This window comes from Pseudomonas sp. Leaf15, from assembly GCF_001421425.1.
GTDB classification, from domain to species: Bacteria; Pseudomonadota; Gammaproteobacteria; order Pseudomonadales; family Pseudomonadaceae; genus Aquipseudomonas; species Aquipseudomonas salomonii.
Genome location: NZ_LMKI01000009.1, coordinates 80,007 through 99,148, shown reverse-complemented (window position 1 = coordinate 99,148; position 19,142 = coordinate 80,007). Strand labels below are relative to the sequence as shown.

At 61.2% G+C, this 19,142-nt stretch carries 20 protein-coding genes; 12 read left to right on the top strand and 8 right to left on the bottom strand.

All coding sequences use genetic code 11. The features are described 5' to 3' along the window. The first annotated feature begins 204 nt into the window (after positions 1 to 204). Both ASE80_RS31110 and ASE80_RS09025 read left to right on the top strand, forming a co-directional pair. Positions 205 to 342, top strand: coding sequence for a hypothetical protein (locus ASE80_RS31110; RefSeq protein ID WP_003175756.1), 138 nt, complete (start codon positions 205 to 207; stop codon positions 340 to 342). Positions 343 to 415: 73 nt separating this feature from the next. Beyond that, positions 416 to 1,375 carry a hypothetical protein gene (locus ASE80_RS09025; RefSeq protein ID WP_056858609.1) on the top strand — a complete coding sequence of 320 codons (960 nt, stop codon included), beginning with the start codon at positions 416 to 418 and terminating at the stop codon, positions 1,373 to 1,375. Between the two features lie 191 nt (positions 1,376 to 1,566). On the opposite strand, the gene rluB is transcribed toward ASE80_RS09025, so the two are convergent. The 6 genes from rluB to ASE80_RS08995 form a co-directional block, all read right to left on the bottom strand. Continuing rightward, positions 1,567 to 2,790: a 23S rRNA pseudouridine(2605) synthase RluB gene (rluB, locus tag ASE80_RS09020; protein ID WP_056858608.1), complete on the bottom strand. Its 1,224-nt coding sequence runs from the start codon at positions 2,788 to 2,790 to the stop codon at positions 1,567 to 1,569. Between the two features lie 144 nt (positions 2,791 to 2,934). Continuing rightward, positions 2,935 to 3,126, bottom strand: coding sequence for a DUF1289 domain-containing protein (locus ASE80_RS09015; protein ID WP_016973229.1), 192 nt, complete (start codon positions 3,124 to 3,126; stop codon positions 2,935 to 2,937). A 134-nt stretch (positions 3,127 to 3,260) separates the two neighbouring features. Further along, entirely contained in the window at positions 3,261 to 4,211 is a 951-nt protein-coding gene (scpB, locus tag ASE80_RS09010) for an SMC-Scp complex subunit ScpB (protein ID WP_056858607.1), read from the bottom strand. Positions 4,212 to 4,223: 12 nt separating this feature from the next. Further along, complete coding sequence (locus tag ASE80_RS09005; protein ID WP_170875849.1) at positions 4,224 to 4,922, bottom strand: segregation and condensation protein A; 699 nt, start codon at positions 4,920 to 4,922, stop codon at positions 4,224 to 4,226. Positions 4,923 to 5,042: 120 nt separating this feature from the next. Next, positions 5,043 to 5,672 (bottom strand): L-threonylcarbamoyladenylate synthase, encoded by a 630-nt coding sequence (locus ASE80_RS09000; RefSeq protein ID WP_017139161.1) that lies wholly within the window; start codon positions 5,670 to 5,672, stop codon positions 5,043 to 5,045. Between the two features lie 13 nt (positions 5,673 to 5,685). Next, complete coding sequence (locus tag ASE80_RS08995) at positions 5,686 to 6,549, bottom strand: PHP domain-containing protein (RefSeq protein WP_056858605.1); 864 nt, start codon at positions 6,547 to 6,549, stop codon at positions 5,686 to 5,688. 87 nt (positions 6,550 to 6,636) lie between these two features. Between ASE80_RS08995 and ASE80_RS08990 the strand changes: the two genes are divergently transcribed. The 7 genes from ASE80_RS08990 to ASE80_RS08960 all read left to right on the top strand — a co-directional run bounded on the left by ASE80_RS08990 (position 6,637) and on the right by ASE80_RS08960 (position 12,356). After that, positions 6,637 to 7,233, top strand: a complete 597-nt coding sequence (locus ASE80_RS08990; RefSeq protein WP_056858604.1) for a septation protein A — start codon at positions 6,637 to 6,639, stop codon at positions 7,231 to 7,233. Position 7,234: 1 nt separating this feature from the next. Next, complete coding sequence (locus ASE80_RS08985) at positions 7,235 to 7,534, top strand: YciI family protein (protein ID WP_056858603.1); 300 nt, start codon at positions 7,235 to 7,237, stop codon at positions 7,532 to 7,534. A 107-nt stretch (positions 7,535 to 7,641) separates the two neighbouring features. After that, positions 7,642 to 8,049 (top strand): hypothetical protein, encoded by a 408-nt coding sequence (locus tag ASE80_RS08980; protein WP_056858602.1) that lies wholly within the window; start codon positions 7,642 to 7,644, stop codon positions 8,047 to 8,049. 7 nt (positions 8,050 to 8,056) lie between these two features. Beyond that, complete coding sequence (locus ASE80_RS08975) at positions 8,057 to 8,734, top strand: response regulator transcription factor (protein ID WP_056858601.1); 678 nt, start codon at positions 8,057 to 8,059, stop codon at positions 8,732 to 8,734. Positions 8,735 to 9,091: 357 nt separating this feature from the next. Continuing rightward, positions 9,092 to 9,556 (top strand): LTXXQ domain protein, encoded by a 465-nt coding sequence (locus ASE80_RS08970; RefSeq protein ID WP_056858600.1) that lies wholly within the window; start codon positions 9,092 to 9,094, stop codon positions 9,554 to 9,556. A gap of 66 nt (positions 9,557 to 9,622) precedes the next feature. Further along, positions 9,623 to 10,966, top strand: a complete 1,344-nt coding sequence (locus ASE80_RS08965; protein WP_056858599.1) for a sensor histidine kinase — start codon at positions 9,623 to 9,625, stop codon at positions 10,964 to 10,966. Between the two features lie 40 nt (positions 10,967 to 11,006). Then, complete coding sequence (locus ASE80_RS08960) at positions 11,007 to 12,356, top strand: CoA transferase (RefSeq protein ID WP_056858598.1); 1,350 nt, start codon at positions 11,007 to 11,009, stop codon at positions 12,354 to 12,356. A 146-nt stretch (positions 12,357 to 12,502) separates the two neighbouring features. On the opposite strand, the gene ASE80_RS08955 is transcribed toward ASE80_RS08960, so the two are convergent. Beyond that, on the bottom strand, positions 12,503 to 13,366 hold the full coding sequence (locus ASE80_RS08955) for a DNA-3-methyladenine glycosylase family protein (RefSeq protein WP_056858597.1): 864 nt from the start codon (positions 13,364 to 13,366) through the stop codon (positions 12,503 to 12,505). Further along, on the bottom strand, positions 13,363 to 14,790 hold the full coding sequence (gene arcD / locus ASE80_RS08950; RefSeq protein WP_056858596.1) for an arginine-ornithine antiporter: 1,428 nt from the start codon (positions 14,788 to 14,790) through the stop codon (positions 13,363 to 13,365). The genes ASE80_RS08955 and arcD (ASE80_RS08950) overlap by 4 nt, the downstream gene beginning before the upstream one ends. 446 nt (positions 14,791 to 15,236) lie before the next feature. On the opposite strand from arcD (ASE80_RS08950), the gene arcD (ASE80_RS08945) reads away from it, so the two are divergent. From arcD (ASE80_RS08945) to ASE80_RS08935, 3 genes are all read left to right on the top strand, one after another. After that, positions 15,237 to 16,664 carry an arginine-ornithine antiporter gene (arcD, locus tag ASE80_RS08945; RefSeq protein ID WP_056858595.1) on the top strand — a complete coding sequence of 476 codons (1,428 nt, stop codon included), beginning with the start codon at positions 15,237 to 15,239 and terminating at the stop codon, positions 16,662 to 16,664. 20 nt (positions 16,665 to 16,684) lie between these two features. Then, positions 16,685 to 17,941 carry an arginine deiminase gene (gene arcA, locus ASE80_RS08940; RefSeq protein WP_056858594.1) on the top strand — a complete coding sequence of 419 codons (1,257 nt, stop codon included), beginning with the start codon at positions 16,685 to 16,687 and terminating at the stop codon, positions 17,939 to 17,941. A gap of 69 nt (positions 17,942 to 18,010) precedes the next feature. Continuing rightward, entirely contained in the window at positions 18,011 to 19,021 is a 1,011-nt protein-coding gene (locus ASE80_RS08935) for an ornithine carbamoyltransferase (RefSeq protein WP_015885593.1), read from the top strand. The last annotated feature ends 121 nt before the right edge of the window (positions 19,022 to 19,142 follow it).

Here is a 19,142-nt window from a genome sequence, read left to right as displayed (position 1 = left end):
TGGGACGCGTCTGAAGAATCGGTTCAGCCAATTGGCTGTTTTTTCTCGATAAAGAATTACACCGAAAAAACAGAAGAAAAAATGCAAATGAAACCGTGTCAATAAATATTTTGCATTTTCAAACACTCTCTCCTAGGTTCTTTCACTTGCCAGCGAAGCCCGTTGGCAAGCCGTTCTCAAACAACGTCCTCTAGGAGATACACCATGCAAGCACTGGAAAACGACCTGGAAACCGAACTGCAACTCGACGATTGGTTTGAAGCGCCGACCCATGAGGCCGCCGTTGAAATGATGCAAGCCGATGCCGTTGTGCCCTTTGGCACCGCGATGTGGCCTTTCTAACACCCGGCAGGCATCCGGCAGGTGCTGTGCACGGCACCTGCCCCCTTACCCAAGGCACAGAAGGACACCCGTCATGGACAAGGCCCGCGCCGTCGAACACTTTCTCTACTACCTTGCGCACCATCCGGCACTCAACGGCCTGAGCCGCCCTACGGTGTTGCTGGGCCATACCGAACGCTACGATGCCATCGCCGAAGCGATCACCCACAGCAGCGCCGCACGCTTCAATTTCCAATGCCAACGGCTGGACCTGACGCCCAGCGACACCCTGGCCCACGCCATCGAAGCCTGCGACCTGTACCTGTTTCTGTATGACTCTTCGACTCTGCCCAACCCACGTGCCGAAGGCCCGGACTTTATTCGCGCCCTGCAAGGCGTAATGGCCGAACACTGGAAGAAATCCCTGCTGTTCAAGGATTATGGCGACTATTTCTACGACACCTTCAGCGTCGAGCCGCAGCGCATCGCCGACCTCAACGCTACGCTGATCCGGCGCATGTCCCAGGCCAACGTGCTGAGCTTTACCGACAAACACGGCTCCCGCCTTGAGGCGCCGCTGAGCAGCATCAAGAAGTGGACCAATATCAACGGGGTCGGCAACCACGACCTGGCACCGGGCGAAATCGCCACCCACAGCGAGGCCATCAATGGTCAGGTGCGGTTTGTCGGCACCTTCCTCAGCACCATTCCGTTTGCGCGCAAATACGGCGTGCTGCAATCACCGTTGGAACTGTGGATCGAGAACTCGACGGTTTGCAGCGTGGCCAGCGACGTGCCGGGGCTGGCGGATGATTTCAACAAGTACCTGAATGCCAACCCGTCCAACCGGCGCGTGGAGGAATTGGGGATTGGCACCAATGAAGGCGTGAAAGACTTGTATGCGCGCAATGCCGGCTTCGAAGAGCGCCATTGCGGCCTGCACCTGGGCTTGGGTGGCGGGCAGAAAGGCAGCCATCACCTGGACCTGATCTTCGCCAGTGGCGTGTTGGCGCTGGATGACAAGCCCGTGTTTGATGGCAGATTTGCGTTCTAAACACACCTCGTTGAAACAAAGCGGATCCCTGTGGGAGCTGGCTTGCCTGCGATAGCATCACTGCGGTTTGCCTGGTAAACCGAGGTGTCTGCATCGCAGGCAAGCCAGCTCCCACACTTGAAAGCATTTCAAATCAAGGGCAAAAAAAAACGCCAACCCGAGGGTTGGCGTTTTTTTATACAGCGGTTAAATCACTGCGGCTTCTTGCGACCAAAACCCGGACGCTGACCCGAACCTGCCGGGGCGCCACGGCGCTTGCCCGACGGCTCATCGGCGACCAGTTTTGGGCCTGGACGCTTGTTCGCCGCTGGCTTGGCTGGGCGCTTGGTGCTGGCGTTGTCCGCTGGGCGGTCCGCTTCACCACGGTTGCTACGGCCACCGCTTGGCGCTTCACCACGGGCAGGACGCGGGGTGCGTGGCGCACGATCGCCTTCCTGACGCGATGGCGCGGTTGGGCGACGCTCGCCTTCGATGTGCGGCTCACGGGAGATACGCCCACCGGTCGCCGGTGCATTCAGCGCCGGGCGCAAGGTGCGGGCAACACGCTCGGTACGCGCCACAGGACGCGAGGATTTACGCTGCATACGCTCAAGCTTGTCTTTGCTCTTGGCGTTCATCTGCGGCATGGCCACCGGCGTCAGGCCGACTTCGGCACTGAGGATGTCGACTTCGTACTGGCTCATTTCGCGCCAGCGGCCCATCGGCAGGTCGGAGTTGAGGAACACCGGGCCGAAACGCACGCGCTTCAGGCGGCTGACCACCAGGCCCTGGGATTCCCACAGGCGACGGACTTCACGGTTACGGCCTTCCATCACCACGCAGTGGTACCAGTGGTTGAAACCTTCGCCACCGGGTGCCTGCTTGATGTCGGTGAACTTGGCCGGGCCGTCTTCCAGCACCACGCCAGCCTTGAGGCGTTCGATCATCTCGTCATCGACTTCGCCGCGTACACGTACAGCGTACTCACGGTCCATCTCGTAGGACGGGTGCATCAGGCGGTTGGCCAGCTCACCGTCGGTGGTGAACATCAGCAAGCCAGTGGTGTTGATGTCCAGGCGGCCGATGTTGATCCAGCGGCCTTCTTTGGGCTTGGGCATCTTGTCGAACACGGTCGGACGGCCTTCCGGGTCGTCACGGGTGCAGATCTCGCCGTCGGGCTTGTTGTACATGATCACGCGGCGCACCGATTCGGCGGCCTCTTCACGCTTGATGACCTTGCCATCAATGGTGATTGCATCGTGCAGGTCGACGCGCTGGCCGAGGGTAGCCTCGACGCCATTGACCTTGATGCGCTTCTGGGTGATCCAGGCTTCGACGTCGCGGCGTGAGCCCACGCCGATACGCGCCAGCACCTTTTGCAGTTTTTCGCCTGCTGGGCCGATTTCCTGGCTGTCGTTCTGGTCTTGGTCGTTCATCTTAAGCACCTCCCGGTGGGTCGATTCAGGCGTGGCCTGAAGAGTGTTGAAAGCGGGGCTTTGGCCGAATAGCTCGGCAAAGGGTCGCGAATCATACGCGCATGGCGCAGGTTTCGCATCACAGACTAGTCGATAAGGCCCAAGTCATTTGCTTTTCCGCCGACCGGTGGCGCCCAGGGCCAGCAGGCGCAGCTCGGCTTCGGCCAGAACGGTGCGTTTGTCGGCTTTGTCGAGCTTCTTCCAGGCGCGGATTTCGCGTTTGCTGCGGCCACAGCCGACACAGATGTCGTCGGTGAATTTACAGATGCTGATGCAAGGGTCTTTGGTGGAACTCATCATTACGGCTCTCGTTCCCACGCTCCGCGTGGTAATGCATCCCGTGACGCTCCGCGTCACAAGCGGACGCGGAGCGTCCGAGGCGGCATTCCCACGCAGAGCGTGGGAACGATCTATGTGTCTGGCAGAGCGGGTCAGTCCTCGAACTGTCGGCGTTCGGCCTCGATGGCTTCAGCCAGCGCCCGGGCTTCGTCTTCTTCGTCGCTCAAAGGCGGCTGTTCAAGGGCGGCAACAGCGGCCAGGAGCTTTTCACGGGCTTCGGCCACGCCGAGGATGTCTTCTTCGGGTTCGGGTTCGGGTTCGGGTTCGGGTTCGGGTTCGACTTCCACCTCACCCTCAACGTTCACCTGGCTTTCCGGCTCAGCCGCGCCGTCACGCAACAAATCATCAAAGTCAGTCTTGATGCCCTGCTCCATATCATCCAGCTCAAGCAGCAAGGTATGGAAACTGGTTTCGTCCTTCGGCTCTTCCGGCTCGGCGGTGGCGTCGGCCAGTTCCTGCAGGCTGGCCGGCACCGGCGCGTCGTCGAAGTCGAGCACCGGCTCGGCTTCCATCTCGCGCAATTCGGCAAGCGGTGGCAGGTCGTCGAGGTTTTTCAGGTTGAAGTGATCGAGGAACACCTTGGTGGTGGCGAACATCGCCGGTTTGCCGGGCACGTCGCGGTAGCCGACGATGCGGATCCACTCGCGCTCCAGCAGCGTCTTGACGATATGGCTGTTGACCGCCACGCCCCGCACATCCTCAATCTCGCCCCGGGTAATCGGCTGGCGATAGGCAATCAGCGCCATGGTCTCCAGCATCGCGCGGGAATAACGCTGCGGGCGCTCTTCCCACAACCGGCCGACCCACGGGGAAAATTTCTCACGGATCTGCAAGCGATAACCTGACGCCACTTCGCGCAGTTCAAAGGCGCGGCCATCGCAGGACTTGCGCAGAATCTCCAGCGCCTTCTTGAACACCGGTGGTTCAGGGCGCTCGGCCTCTTCGAACAACTCGAACAGGCGTTCCAGCGATTGCGGTTTTCCCGAGGCCAGGAGAAAGGCTTCCAGCAAGGGTGCCAGTTCGCGGGGTTCAGTCAGATTCATCGATTCAGCTCTTTATTCGGCTCGCGCCCGCACGTGGATAGCCGCAAAAGGCTCATTCTGGACCAGCTCGACCAAGGATTCCTTGACCAGTTCAAGGATGGCCATAAAGGTCACCACCACCCCCAGGCGCCCTTCCTCTTTGGTAAACAGCTCGACAAACGGCACAAACCCGCCGCCCTTGAGGCGCTCCAGCACATCGCTCATGCGCTCGCGGGTCGACAGCGCTTCGCGGCTGACCTGGTGGCTTTCGAACATGTCACCACGGCGCAATACCTCGGCCATGGACATCAGCAATTCTTCCAGGCTCACGTCCGGCAACAGCTTGCGCGCCCGGGCTTCCGGGGCGTCGAGCTTGGGCACCAGCACATCACGACCCACGCGGCTCAAGCCGTCGATGCCTTCGGCGGCGGCCTTGAAGCGTTCGTATTCCTGCAGGCGACGGATCAGTTCGGCACGCGGGTCGTCTTCTTCGGCCTCGATAGTCTCGGCGCGCGGCAACAGCATGCGTGACTTGATCTCGGCGAGCATGGCGGCCATCACCAGGTACTCGGCGGCCAACTCCAGGCGCACCGACTGCATCAACTCGACATACCCCATGTACTGGCGAGTGATTTCCGCCACCGGGATGTCGAGGATATTGATGTTCTGTTTGCGGATCAGGTACAGCAGCAAGTCCAGCGGGCCTTCGAAGGCTTCAAGGAAGACTTCCAGCGCATCCGGCGGAATATACAGGTCCAGCGGCATTTCCATGACCGCCTGCCCATACACCATGGCAAACGGCAGTTCCTGCTGGGCGCCCGCCTGGGGATCAGCGGTTTCCACGGCCGACATTCAGGCCTCGACCATAAACGGCGTCGGGTCGCCGCAGCCCACGCGCACCACTTCCGGCTCGCCGTCGGCCAGGTTGATCACGGTAGACGCCTTGTTGCCGCCGTAGCCGCCGTCGATGATCAGGTCGACGTGTTTTTCCAGCAGTCGGCGCATCTCGTAGGGGTCGTACAGCGGTTCTTCTTCACCGGGCAAAATCAGCGACACGCTCATCAACGGCTCACCCAGTTCAGCCAGCAATGCCAGGGCAATCGGGTGCTCGGGCACACGCAGGCCGATGGTGCGCTTTTTGGGGTGCAGCAACAGGCGCGGCACTTCGCGGGTGGCGTTGAGAATAAAGGTGTATGGCCCCGGCGTATGGGCCTTGAGCAGGCGGAAGGTGCCGGTGTCGACTTTGGCGAACAAGCCGAGTTGCGATAAATCGCTGCAGATCAGTGCAAAGTTGTGGTTTTTGTCCAGGTCACGCAGGCGTCTGACCCGTTCAACCGCGCTTTTGTCGCCGATCTGGCAGCCAATGGCGTAGGACGAATCAGTCGGGTAGATCACCACGCCACCGGCGCGAATGATCTCCACGGCCTGTTTAATCAGGCGCGCTTGAGGGTTTTCCGGATGAATCTGGAAGAATTGACTCACGTGTTCTACCTGTTCAGACGGTGGCAATAATGGGGTCATGCTTGAATCGCCCCCACAGCAGCGGCAAGTCTTCCGGGACCTGGCGGTACTCGCCGATCTCGGACCAGCCGCCTGGGCCATGAAAATCACTGCCGGCGCTGACCAGCAGACCAAATTCGCGGGCAAGAATCGCCAGGCTGCCCACTTGGTCAGCGGGCTGATGCCCGTTGACCACCTCGATTGCGTGGCCGCCCGCTCCAATATAGTCGGCAATCAGCTTGCGGCGTTTGCTGCGGGTGAAATCGTAATGCCAGGGATGCGCCAGGCTCACCCAGGCCCCGGCGGCGCGCAGCGTACCGACGGTGTCTTCCAGGGTCGGCCAGTGTTGCTTCACATCACCCAATTTGCCGGCGCCCAGCCACTTGCGAAACGCTTCGGCGCGGTCCTTGACGAACCCTTCACGCACCATCCAGTCGGCAAAATGCGGGCGGGCCGGTGCGTTGCCGCTGTCGCCCAGTTCCTGCTGGATGGCGCGGGCGCCGTCGAGCGCATTGGGCATGCCTTTAAGGCTGAGCTTGCGGCTTATTTCTTCGGACCGCAGCCAACGGCCGTCGTGCAATTGAGCGATGGCCGCCACCAAAGGCGCAGCGTTTTGATCGAAACCGTAACCGAGCACATGAATGGTGGCGCCGCCCCAGGTGCAGGACAATTCCACGCCGTTGACCAGTTGCATGCCCAGCGCATGGGCCGCCGTGCGTGCCTCGTCGAGGCCTTCGAGGGTGTCGTGGTCGGTCAACGACAGGACTCGCACGCCTTTTTCAAACGCACGCGCAACCAGTACCGCGGGCGCCAGGGCGCCGTCGGAGGCTGTGCTGTGGCAGTGCAAATCAACATTCACGGGCGTGTGTAACCTCAAGTCAGCTGGCGCTTTCGCTACCAAGGATGTTTGTTATTATGCCGCCACATCCAGCTTCTGGCTCTTACTGTGAAACAATTCATCGACTTCATCCCGCTGTTGCTGTTTTTCATCGTTACCAAACTCGACCCCAGGATCGTCGATATCGCCGGTCATCAGCTCTCGTTCGGGGGCATCTACAGCGCCACTGCCGTGCTGATCGTCAGTTCTATCGTAGTCTACGGCGCCATTTTCATTTCCCAGCGCAAACTGGAAAAAAGCCAATGGCTCACCCTGGTTGCCTGCCTGGTCTTCGGCGGCCTGACCCTGGCCTTTCACAGCGAAACCTTCCTTAAATGGAAAGCCCCGGTGGTGAACTGGCTGTTCGCGCTGGTGTTTATCGGCAGCCACTTCATCGGTGACCGCCTGTTGATCAAGCGCATCATGGGCCACGCGTTGACCCTGCCGGAGCCGGTATGGGTGCGGTTGAACGTGGCCTGGATCGTGTTTTTCCTGTTCTGCGGCGCCGCCAACCTGTTCGTGGCCTTTACCTTCCAGGATTACTGGGTGGACTTCAAAGTCTTCGGCAGCCTGGGCATGACCGTATTGTTCCTGATCGGCCAAGGTATCTACCTGTCGCGCCATCTGCATGACACCGCCCCTACCACGCCGAAAACCGAGGACTGACATGCTCTACGCCATCATTGCCACCGACGTTGCCGATTCGCTGGAAAAACGCCTGAGCGTGCGCCCGGCGCACGTTGAGCGCCTGAAAACCCTGCAAGCCGAAGGCCGTCTGGTGATCGCAGGCCCACACCCGGCCGTCGACAGCAATGACCCAGGCGCCGCCGGCTTCACCGGCAGCCTGATCATTGCCGAGTTCGCCTCGCTGGCCGATGCCCAGGCCTGGGCCAAAGCCGATCCCTACATCAAAGCGGGCGTCTACGCTGATGTGGTGGTCAAGCCGTTCAAGCAAGTCCTGCCTTAAAGCCCGGCGGCGCTGAACCTGATAGGTTCGGCGCGCTCCTAATTGCTCATTATTCCCGGTAACCTGCCGACAACGTTCTGAATATTCGTGTGGAATCAGGAGTTCCGATGCGCTTACGTCCGTTGTGTCTGTTGGCAGTGTTAATGATCGGGGCGACCGCCCATGCGGAAGAAACCTCAAACACCGGCAGCTCCACGCCCTTGTCCCTGAGTGTCGGCAGCCAGATCACCGAGTTGCAGCAACGCTTGAAAGAAAGCGAACGGCTGCGTGAAGAATTGAGCAAACAACTGCAAAGCACCGAGAATGCCCGTGAAAGCGCTCAACTGAATCGCTTGCGCCAGGAGAACCAACGCCTGGTCCAGCAACTCAAAGAGACACAAGGCGGCGCCTTGACCCGCTGGCTGACCGAACAACAACAGTGGTTTGTTACCGGCGGGGCTGTCGCACTGATCGCCTTGCTGTGCGGGATCTTCGCCAGCGGTGGGCACCGTCGCCGTCGACAATGGCTAAATTGAGTGAGTCATGAGCGAGCTGTTACTGATAGATGATGACCAGGAGCTCTGTGAGCTGCTGACCAGTTGGCTGAGCCAGGAAGGTTTCCAGGTGCGCGCCTGCCACGACGGCTTGAGCGCCCGCAAAGCCCTGGCCGAAGCCGCACCCGCCGCCGTGGTGCTTGACGTGATGCTGCCGGATGGCAGCGGCCTGGAGTTGCTCAAGCAATTGCGCAATGACCACCCGGAGTTGCCGGTGGTGATGCTCTCGGCCCGTGGCGAACCGCTGGACCGTATCCTCGGCCTGGAACTGGGTGCCGATGATTACCTGGCCAAGCCCTGCGACCCACGCGAGCTGACTGCGCGCCTGCGCGCCGTACTGCGCCGCAGCCACCCGGCGGCGGTGTCGACGCAGATGGAGCTGGGCGATTTGTGCTTCAGCCCGGTGCGCGGCGTGGTCAGCATCGACGAGCAGGAATTCACCCTCACGGTGTCCGAAAGCCGCCTGCTCGAAGCCTTGCTGCGCCAGCCCGGCGAGCCGCTGGACAAGCAGGAACTGGCGCAGATCGCCCTGGGCCGCAAGCTCACGCTGTACGATCGCAGCCTGGACATGCACGTGAGCAACCTGCGCAAAAAGATCGGCCCACACCCGGATGGCCGACCACGGATCGTGGCGCTGCGCAGCCGCGGCTACTACTACAGCCTTTAAAGATCGTTCCCACGCTCCGCGTGGTAATGCCGCCGGGGACGCTCTGCGTCCCGCTGTGTACGCCGGTGACGCAGAGCGTCACGGTATGCATTCCCACGCAGAGCGTGGGAACGATCAATTGCCTTGTGGGAGCTGGCTTGCCTGCGATAGCGCAGGGTCAGCTTGCATCCATGTAGCTGACCCGCCGCATTCGCAGGCAAGCCAGCTCCCACACTTGATCGCATCGATCCGACAGTTTTGTCAGTTCACATCAAAACCCTCTTTACCCAAGCTTTACCCTCCCCTGACCGCCGCTGACCTTGCGCTGGGTAACCTACTCACATCCGGACTCACCGGAATAGAGACAGGAGAAACACCATGCGCAAGACCCTTATCGCTCTGATGTTCGCCGCTGCCCTGCCAACCATCGCCATGGCCGCAGCGCCAGAAGGCCCAGGCCCGATGGGCGGCCCTGAAGGCCATATGATGGGCGGCCCAGGCCACGGCGGCGAACACGGTCCGCGTGGCAAAGGCGGCCCCTTCAGCCAGCTCGACCTGAGCCGCGAACAGCGCGAGCAAATCGGCAAGCTGATGGGCGAACAGTGGCACGGCCGCAAAGAAATCGTGCGCAAGTACCTGGACAAACTGCCGGCCGCTGACCAGCAAGCCATGAAAAACGACATGGCCGCCGCCAAGCAGAAAACCCAGGCTGACATCCGTGCCGTGCTCAAACCCGATCAACAGAAGAAATTCGACGAGATCGTCAAGAAGCAAGCCGAGCGCCGCGCCGAGTGGAAGGAATTCCAGGCCTGGAAAGCGCAACAGCCGCAAAAAGCGCAATAATGCTCTAGCGTTACCTCCCAGCCCAGTGGCTCGCGCCGCTGGGCTTTTCCTGTTTGAGGGTTTCCTGTGCGTTCATTGTTCTGGCGCATCCTGGCCAGTTTCTGGCTGGCCATCGCCTTGGTTGCCGGGCTGTCGATCCTGCTTGGGCACATGCTCAACCAGGACACCTGGATTCTCAGCCGCCATCCCGGCCTCAACAACCTGGCGCAAGAGTGGACGCAACTCTACGAAGCCCAGGGTGAGGACGCCGCCCAGGAGTTGCTGCAACAACGCAAACGCCAGTACCACATCGACGTGCAGGTACTCAACGAAAGCGGCGACCCGGTGGTACGCGGCACCTTCCCGCGCCGTGCCGCCGCCTTCGAAGCCCGCCAGAATGACAACCAGGACAGCCATCTGCCCTGGCGCCGCCTGACCGCCGAGTACACCAGTGAAAAAACCGGTGACACCTACCTGCTGATCTACCGCATCCCCAACCCGGAGCTCGACGCCTGGCACCGCAGCAGCCTGATGTGGCCGTTGAGCGCACTGGCCATTGCCCTGGTGGTGCTGACGCTGTTCAGCCTGCTGGTGACCTTGTCCATTACCCGCCCACTCAGCCGCCTGCGCGGCGCAGTGCATGACCTGGGCCAGACCACCTATCAGCAAAACAGCCTGGCGCAACTGGCCAACCGCCGCGATGAATTCGGCGTGCTCGCCACTGACTTCAACCGCATGGGCGCACGCCTGCAAAGCCTGATCGGCAGCCAGCGCCAGTTGCTGCGCGATGTGTCCCACGAGCTGCGTTCGCCGCTGGCCCGCTTGCGCATCGCCCTGGCCCTGGCCGAACGCGCCGGCCCCGAAGAACGCGAACGCCTGTGGCCGCGCCTGACCCGTGAGTGCGACCGCCTGGAAGCGCTGATCAGCGAGATTCTGGTGCTGGCCCGCGTGGACGCCGACAACGCCAGCGCCGAAGAGGTCGACCTCACCCCACTGCTCAGAACCTTACAAAAGGATGCCCAACTCAGTGCGCCGGAACAGGTGGTGCAACTGAGCGCCGAACCCGAGCTGCACCTCAAGGGCTGGCCGACCATGATCGAGCGCGCCGTGGACAACCTGCTGCGTAACGCCCAGCGCTTTAACCCCGTTGGCCAGCCCATCGAGCTAAGCGCCCAGCACCAGGGCGAGCGCATCCTGATCAGCGTGCGCGACCACGGCCCCGGCGTTGAAGCCGAACACTTGAGCCAACTGGGCGAGCCGTTTTATCGCGCGCCCGGTCAAGCGGCCCAAGGCCACGGGCTGGGCCTGGCGATTGCCCGTCGCGCCGCCGAACGCCATGGCGGCAGCCTGATCCTGGCCAATCACCCGGACGGCGGTTTTATCGCCAGCATCGACTTGCCGTTGGTGCCGGGAGTGGTCACAGCCGTGTGAGGATCTTCTATAGTGGCCCTTCTCTCACGGAGGGCCTTTGATGACTGACCTGCTGACACCCATCCAAGCCGCACTCGATTTACCGCAGACCCCACTGACGTTCACCGAGGCCGGCGCCCTGCCCTCGACCTTTGCCGTGACCGAACTGGCCAGCGCCAGCCTCGGCGCTGCCGGCCAGGCGGTTGCTCAACTTATCCAGCAACAAACCGGGCGCTTGCCCAGCGTGAGCGTGGACCGACGCCTCGCTTCCTTCTGGTTCTCCTCCTCGATTCGCCCGGTGGGCTGGCAAGTGCCGCCGCTGTGGGACCCGGTGGCCGGCGACTACGCCAGCGCCGACGGCTGGATCCGTTTGCACACCAATGCGCCCCACCACCGTGCTGCCGCCGAGCGCGTGCTGGGCAAGGTCAATGACCGCGCCGAGATGGCCAGTAAAGTCGCCGCCTGGAACGCCGCCGAACTGGAGCAGGCGATCGTCGATGCCGGCGGTTGCGCGGCGCAGATGCGTACTTGGCAGGCCTGGCAAACCCACCCGCAAGGGTTGGCGGTGAACGCCGAGCCATTGGTGCAGCGCCAGACCTTCGACACCACTGGCGACAAACCGTGGCTCGGCTCGGTGGCACGCCCGCTCGCCGGCATCAAGGTGCTGGACTTGACCCGTGTGTTGGCCGGCCCCGTGGCCAGTCGTTTTCTCGCGGGCCTGGGCGCCGATGTACTGCGCATCGACTCGCCGACCTGGAACGAACCGGGCGTAGTGCCGGAAATGACCCTGGGCAAACGCTGCGCGCGCCTGGACCTTAAAAGTGCCGAAGACCGCCAGGTGTTCGAAAGCCTGCTCAAGGACGCCGACATCCTGTTCCACGGCTACCGCGCCGACGCGCTGGAGCAGTTGGGCTACACCGCCACAGCCTTACAACACCTCGCTCCCGGCCTGATCGACGTAAGCCTCAACGCCTACGGCTGGAGCGGCCCGTGGCGTAACCGTCGCGGCTTCGACAGCCTGGTGCAGATGAGCAGCGGCATTGCCGACGCCGGCATGGCCTGGAAACAGGCGGACAAACCGGTGCCGCTGCCGTTGCAGGCGCTGGATCATGGGACCGGGTATTTGATGGCGGCCAGTGCCATTCAAGCCTTGAGCGAACGCCTGAAAACCGGCCGTGGTGGTTCGGCGCGCTTGTCATTGGCGCGCACCGCGAAGTTGCTGGTGGAGGCAGGGCAAGTGCCGGAGCAGCCGGCGTTGCGGGCCGAAGAACCGGGTGATCAGGGTTTGGTGGTGGAGCAGACCGCCTGGGGCCAGGCCCATCGTTTGCTGGCGCCGGTGACCATCAGTGGCACGCCGTTGCAGTGGGATTTGCCCGCCGGGGAATTGGGCTCACATCGGGCTCAGTGGTGACTTGAGATCGCTATCGCAGGCAAGCCAGCTCCCACATTGGATGTGTGAACACCGTCAAATGTGGGAGCTGGCTCTCACACTTGAAAGTGTGAACACAGTCGAATGTGGGAGCTGGCTTGCCTGCGATGAGGCCCTAAAAGATGTCATCAATCCATTCTGCTCAACGACGTCCACAAATGCTGCGCCGCATACGCCCTTAAAGGCCGCCACGCCTCAGCCCTGGCCAACAACTGCCGCGCCGACACCGGCCCGCCTTCCAGCGCCGCCAGCGCATTGATCAAGCCAATATCCCCCGACGCAAACGCATCCGGCTCACGCAACTGACGCATGGCGATGTACTGCGCGGTCCAGTCGCCGATTCCCGGCAAGGCTACCAGGCGCGCTACGCCGTCCTTGAGGCTGGCCTTGGGTTCAAACACCTTTGGATCATCCAGCAACGCCTGAGCCACACCCGACAAGGTACGGCCCCGCGCCTTGGGCATGCCCAAGGTCGCCAGGTCCGCCGCCGCCAAGGCTTCAGGAGCAGGAAACACATGGGTGATTCCGGTATGGGGCGTTTGCAGCGGCTGGCCATACTGCGCCACCAATTTACCCGCCAGGCGAATGGCTGCGACTACCGTGATCTGCTGGCCCAGCACCGCACGAATCGCCAGCTCCGAACCGTCCCACGTCCCCGGCACACGCAGGCCGGGGCGCGCAGCCACCAGCTGCGCCATCAACGGGTCGGTGGCCAGTTGCGCATTGATCACCCCAGGCTGGGCATCCAGATCGAACATCGCCCGCAGGCGCCGCTCGATCTCGGGCAGCGCCGCCGTGTCGGGAAACTCAACGCCCACTTCCAGCCAATCCCCCGCGCCCGGCGCCACGCTGATGCAGCCGTGTTGCCCGCCAATGCTGATGCTGCGCCGATACACGCCGGCCTCCACGGTCTCCAACCCGGTGATGGCCCGCGCCGATAAAAAACCCAGCATTGCCGCCCAGTCATAGGGCGGCTCATACGCCAATCTCACAACGACAACACCCCGCTATACAGCCCATAAGCCGCCAGCCCCGCGCCCGCGATCACGCAGCTGAAAATGCCTTTTTCCATGTGCGTAAACAAGGGCTGGCCCTGTTCGCGCTTGGCCAGGGCAAACAGGATCACGCCAGGCGCATACAACAATGCCGAGAGCAGCAGGTACTTCAAGCCACCTGCGTACAGCAGCCAGACGGCATAGCCGAGGGCAATCAGGCCGACCAGCAAATCCTTATAACGCTGGCGCTGGGCACCGGCATAGGTTTCTCCGCGCCCGCTCAAGAGCACCGCATACGCCGCCGACCACAGGTACGGCACCAGGATCATCGACGAGGCCAGGTAAATCAGGGTGGTGTAGGTGCTGTGAGAAAACAGCGTGATCACCAGGAACACCTGGATCATCAGGTTGGTCAGCCACAGCGCGTTGACCGGCACCCGGTTGGGGTTTTCCTTTTTCAGGAACGCCGGCATGGTCTTGTCATGGGCAGTGGCGTAGAGGATTTCCGCACACAGCAGCGCCCATGAGAGCAAGGCGCCGAGCAGCGACACGGCCAAGCCGATGCTGATCGCCATCGCGCCCCACGGCCCGACGATATGCTCCAGCACACCTGCCAGTGAAGGGTTTTGCAATTGCGCCAGCTCCGGCTGGCTCATGATGCCCAGGGACAGCACATTCACCAGCACCAGCAGTGCCAGCACACCGAGAAAGCCGATCACGGTGGCGCGGCCCACGTCCGAGCGCTTCTCGGCGCGCGCCGAGTACACGCTGGCGCCCTCGATGCCGATAAACACGAACACAGTGACCAGCATCATGTTGCGTACCTGATCGACCACGCTGCCAAATTGCGGGTTGCCCAGGCCCCAGATATCGCGGGTAAAAATATCCGCCTTGAACGCCACGGCGGCGATCACGATAAACATCAGCAACGGCACGATCTTCGCCACCGTAGTGATCTGGTTGATGAACGCCGCCTCCTTGATGCCACGCAGCACCAGAAAATGCACCGCCCACAGCAGCAGCGAGGCACAGCCGATGGCGACCGGCGTATTGCCCTGGCCGAACACCGGGAAAAAGTAGCCGAGGGTGCTGAACAGCAACACGAAGTAACCGACGTTGCCCATCCACGCACTGATCCAATAACCCCAGGCCGACGAAAACCCCATGTAGTCACCGAACCCGGCCTTGGCGTAGGCGTACACGCCGGAATCCAGTTCGGGTTTGCGATTGGCCAGGGTCTGGAACACAAACGCCAGGGTGAGCATGCCGACGGCGGTGATGGCCCAGCCGATCAGCACCGCGCCCACTTCGGCGCGTGCGGCCATGTTCTGCGGCAAAGAGAAAATCCCGCCGCCGATCATCGAACCCACCACCAGGGCAATCAACGCGCTGAGACGTAGTTTCTCGGCCGGTTGGGACATGAAAACTCCTGAAATAAAATAGTTTGAGAGAACACGCGCGCACTCAACTAATTAACTCAGCGAGTGTAGCGTTTATTAAAGACCGCGATAAAACCGTCACGCTCATAACGCAATGGCATGACAGTTTATAAAGTTTAGGCTTATTTAGAATTTAAATAGAGCAGGCACTTTGCCAGTTTGTGCTGGCTTAGGCACTTAATTGAGAAAAGTTTTCACATTCGACAAAACGGGCTAGGGTCAAACGTCCACACCTCGAACTAAATGATTAATAAAAACGCAGGAGCCGCTCTGGACAGCGCCTTTGCGGGGGAAACTATTGCCTCGGGATTTTACCCTTAAGTCATTAATTCACAATGGAATGTGCCAATGAAGTGATCTGAGTCAGCTGTTTGATTAGCGCACGGAATTATTCTGTGGTCTCTCTTCTCCTGCATTGGAGTCATGCAATGTCTGACACTCCCGGAAAACTTCGACTCGGCGCCCTGGTTGCGCTGGTCGTGGGCTCAATGATTGGCGGCGGGATCTTCTCACTCCCGCAAAACATGGCCGCCAGCGCCGATGTCGGCGCGGTGTTGATCGGCTGGGTCATTACCGCCATCGGCATGCTCACCCTCGCTTTCGTGTTCCAGACCCTGGCCAACCGCAAGCCTGACCTCGACGGCGGCGTGTACGCCTACGCCAAGGCCGGGTTCGGCGACTACATGGGTTTCTCATCGGCCTGGGGTTACTGGATCAGCGCCTGGCTGGGCAACGTCGGTTACTTCGTGTTGCTGTTCAGCACCCTTGGTTACTTCTTCCCCATCTTCGGCGAAGGCAACACGCCTGCTGCCGTGATTGGCGCGTCAGTGCTGCTGTGGGCCGTGCATTTCCTGGTACTGCGCGGCATCAAGGAAGCAGCCTTCATCAACCTGGTGACCACCGTCGCCAAGGTAGTGCCGCTGGTGCTGTTTGTGTTGATCGCGCTGTTCGCGTTCAAGCTGGACATCTTCACCGCTGACATCTGGGGCGTGAAAAACCCCGACCTGGGCAGCGTGATGAACCAGGTGCGCAACATGATGCTGGTCACCGTGTGGGTGTTTATCGGCATCGAAGGCGCGAGCATCTTCTCGTCCCGTGCAGAAAAACGCAGCGACGTCGGCAAGGCCACCGTGATCGGTTTTATCACCGTGCTGTTGTTTCTGATGCTGGTGAACGTGCTGTCCCTGGGCATCATGACCCAACCGGAACTGGCCAAACTGCAGAACCCTTCGATGGCTGCCGTGCTGGAGCATGTGGTGGGCCACTGGGGCGCGGTGTTGATCAGCGTCGGCTTGATCATCTCGCTGCTGGGTGCGCTGTTGTCGTGGGTGCTGCTGTGTGCGGAGATCATGTTCGCCGCCGCCAAGGACCACACCATGCCGGAGTTCCTGCGTAAGGAAAACGCCAACCATGTGCCGGTCAATGCCCTGTGGCTGACCAATGCGATGGTTCAGGTTTTCCTGGTGATCACGCTGTTCTCGGCCAGCACTTACCTGTCACTGATCTACCTCGCCACCTCGATGATCCTGGTGCCTTACCTGTGGTCGGCGGCCTACGCGCTGCTGCTGGCGGTGCGCGGCGAGACCTACGAAAACGCCCTGCGCGAGCGCAGGAAAGACCTTTTCATCGGCGCCATTGCCCTGATCTACGCGGTCTGGCTGCTCTACGCCGGTGGCACCAAATACCTGCTGCTGTCCGCCCTGCTCTATGCCCCCGGCGCGATCCTGTTCGCCAAGGCCAAGCATGAACTGGGCAAACCGATTTTCACCCACGTCGAGAAGCTGATTTTTGCCGCAGTCGTCATTGGCGCCCTGGTGGCTGCCTATGGCCTCTACGACGGCTTCCTGACTCTGTAATTCTGACTGGAGGATCTGTAATGACCACGGAAAAAGTGAAGTACGGCGTACATTCCGAAGCCGGCAAACTGCGCAAAGTCATGGTGTGCTCCCCAGGTTTGGCCCACCAACGGCTGACCCCCAACAACTGCGACGAACTGCTGTTCGATGATGTGTTGTGGGTGGCCCAGGCCAAACGCGACCACTTCGACTTCGTGACCAAGATGCGCGAGCGGGAGATTGATGTGCTGGAAATGCACAACCTGCTGACCGATATCGTCGCCATCCCAGAAGCGCTGGACTGGATCCTGGAGCGCAAGATCACCGCCAACACCGTTGGCCTGGGCCTGGTCGATGAAGTCGGCTCGTGGCTGCGCAGCCTGGAGCCGCGCAAAATCAGCGAGTTCCTGATTGGCGGCGTGTCGGCCGATGACCTGCCGAGCAGCTTCGGTGGCCGAACCATCGAGATGTTCCGCGACTTCCTCGGCCACTCAAGCTTCATCCTGCCGCCGCTGCCCAACACTCAGTTCACCCGCGACACCACCTGCTGGATCTACGGCGGTGTGACGCTCAACCCGATGTACTGGCCGGCGCGACGTCAGGAAACCCTGTTGGCCAGCGCCATCTATAAATTCCACCCCGAGTTCACCAACGCCGACTTCCAGATCTGGTACGGCGACCCCGACCAGGAACACGGCGCCGCCACGCTGGAAGGCGGCGACGTGATGCCGATTGGCAATGGCGTGGTGTTGATCGGCATGGGCGAGCGTTCTTCGCACCAGGCGATTGGCCAACTGGCGCGCAACCTGTTCAAGAACAAAGCCGTGGAGCGCGTGATCGTCGCCGGCCTGCCGAAGTCCCGTGCGGCGATGCACCTGGACACCGTGTTCAGCTTCTGCGACCGCGACCTGGTGACCATCTTCCCCGAAGTGGTCAACCAGATCGTGCCCTTCACCCTGCGTCCGGATGAAAGCAAGCCGCACGGCATCGACATCCAGCGGGAGAAAACCAACTTCCTCGAAACCGTGGCCGCAGCCCTCAACCTCAAGGCACTGCGTGTGGTCGAGACCGGCGGCAACAGCTTCGCCGCCGAGCGCGAGCAATGGGATGACGGCAACAACGTGGTGGCCGTGGAGCCTGGCGTGGTGATTGGTTACGACCGCAACACCTACACCAACACCCTGCTGCGCAAGGCCGGTGTGGAAGTCATCACCATCAGCGCCGGTGAACTGGGCCGCGGCCGTGGCGGTGGCCACTGCATGACCTGCCCGATCATCCGCGACCCCATCGACTATTGATTTTTTGGCCCTGGCCGCTGCTTATCCAGCAGCGGCCAGGGGGATAACCGAAACCTAAGGAGATCCATCATGGCTTTTAATATGCGCAACCGCAGCCTGCTGTCGCTGATGCACCACACTACCCGCGAGCTGAACTACCTGCTGGACCTGTCCCGCGACCTCAAACGCGCCAAGTACACCGGCACCGAGCGGCCGCACCTGCAAGGCAAAAACATCGCGCTGATCTTCGAAAAAACCTCGACTCGCACCCGTTGCGCGTTCGAAGTGGCGGCCCATGACCAGGGCGCCCACGTCACCTACATTGACCCGGTGTCGTCGCAGATCGGCCACAAGGAAAGCATGAAAGATACCGCCCGCGTCCTGGGCCGCATGTTCGATGCCATCGAGTACCGTGGCTTTGAGCAGGAAATCGTTGAAGAGCTGGCCAAGTTCGCCGGTGTGCCGGTGTTCAACGGCCTGACCGCTGAATTCCACCCGACCCAAATGATCGCCGACACCCTGACCATGCGCGAGCACAGCGACAAGCCGCTGCATGACATCAGCTACGCGTACCTGGGCGACGCGCGCTACAACATGGGCAATTCGTTGCTGATGATCGGCGCCAAACTGGGCATGGACGTGCGCATCGGCGCGCCGAAAGCGCTGTGGCCGCATGAAGATTTCATCAAGCAGTGCCAGGCCTTTGCCGAAGAAAGCGGCGCACGCATCACCATCACCGAAGACCCGAAAGAAGCCGTCAAAGGCGTGGACTTCATCCACACCGATATCTGGGTGTCGATGGGTGAGCCGGTGGAAGCGTGGGATGAGCGTATCGAGCAACTGCTGCCGTACCAGGTCAACGCCAAGATGATGAAAGCCTCGGGCAACCCGCGCGTGAAGTTCATGCACTGCCTGCCGGCGTTCCATAACAGCGAGACCAAGGTGGGCAAGGACATCGCCGCGCGTTATCCGAACCTGGCCAATGGCGTGGAAGTGACCGAGGAAGTGTTCGAGTCGCCGGCCAACATCGCGTTTGAGCAGGCGGAAAACCGCATGCATACCATCAAGGCGATTCTGGTGTCGGCGCTGGCGGATATCTAACCCCACCCTGATCGTTCCCACGCTCTGCGTGGGAATGCAGCCAGTGACGCTCTGCGTCACAAGAGCGGACGCAGAGCGTCCAGTGAGGCATTCCCACGCAGAGCGTGGGAACGATCCTTCT

Bases quoted from the DNA above. Each gene is read 5' to 3' on its own strand.
- ASE80_RS31110 (WP_003175756.1), top strand. From the start codon at position 205: ATGCAAGCACTGGAAAACGACCTGGAAACCGAACTGCAACTCGACGAT.
- ASE80_RS09025 (WP_056858609.1), top strand. From the start codon at position 416: ATGGACAAGGCCCGCGCCGTCGAACACTTTCTCTACTACCTTGCGCAC.
- rluB (WP_056858608.1), bottom strand. From the start codon at position 2,790: ATGAACGACCAAGACCAGAACGACAGCCAGGAAATCGGCCCAGCAGGC.
- ASE80_RS09015 (WP_016973229.1), bottom strand. From the start codon at position 3,126: ATGAGTTCCACCAAAGACCCTTGCATCAGCATCTGTAAATTCACCGAC.
- scpB (WP_056858607.1), bottom strand. From the start codon at position 4,211: ATGAATCTGACTGAACCCCGCGAACTGGCACCCTTGCTGGAAGCCTTT.
- ASE80_RS08985 (WP_056858603.1), top strand. From the start codon at position 7,235: ATGCTCTACGCCATCATTGCCACCGACGTTGCCGATTCGCTGGAAAAA.
- ASE80_RS08980 (WP_056858602.1), top strand. From the start codon at position 7,642: ATGCGCTTACGTCCGTTGTGTCTGTTGGCAGTGTTAATGATCGGGGCG.
- ASE80_RS08975 (WP_056858601.1), top strand. From the start codon at position 8,057: ATGAGCGAGCTGTTACTGATAGATGATGACCAGGAGCTCTGTGAGCTG.
- ASE80_RS08970 (WP_056858600.1), top strand. From the start codon at position 9,092: ATGCGCAAGACCCTTATCGCTCTGATGTTCGCCGCTGCCCTGCCAACC.
- ASE80_RS08960 (WP_056858598.1), top strand. From the start codon at position 11,007: ATGACTGACCTGCTGACACCCATCCAAGCCGCACTCGATTTACCGCAG.
- arcD (WP_056858596.1), bottom strand. From the start codon at position 14,790: ATGTCCCAACCGGCCGAGAAACTACGTCTCAGCGCGTTGATTGCCCTG.
- arcD (WP_056858595.1), top strand. From the start codon at position 15,237: ATGTCTGACACTCCCGGAAAACTTCGACTCGGCGCCCTGGTTGCGCTG.
- arcA (WP_056858594.1), top strand. From the start codon at position 16,685: ATGACCACGGAAAAAGTGAAGTACGGCGTACATTCCGAAGCCGGCAAA.
- ASE80_RS08935 (WP_015885593.1), top strand. From the start codon at position 18,011: ATGGCTTTTAATATGCGCAACCGCAGCCTGCTGTCGCTGATGCACCAC.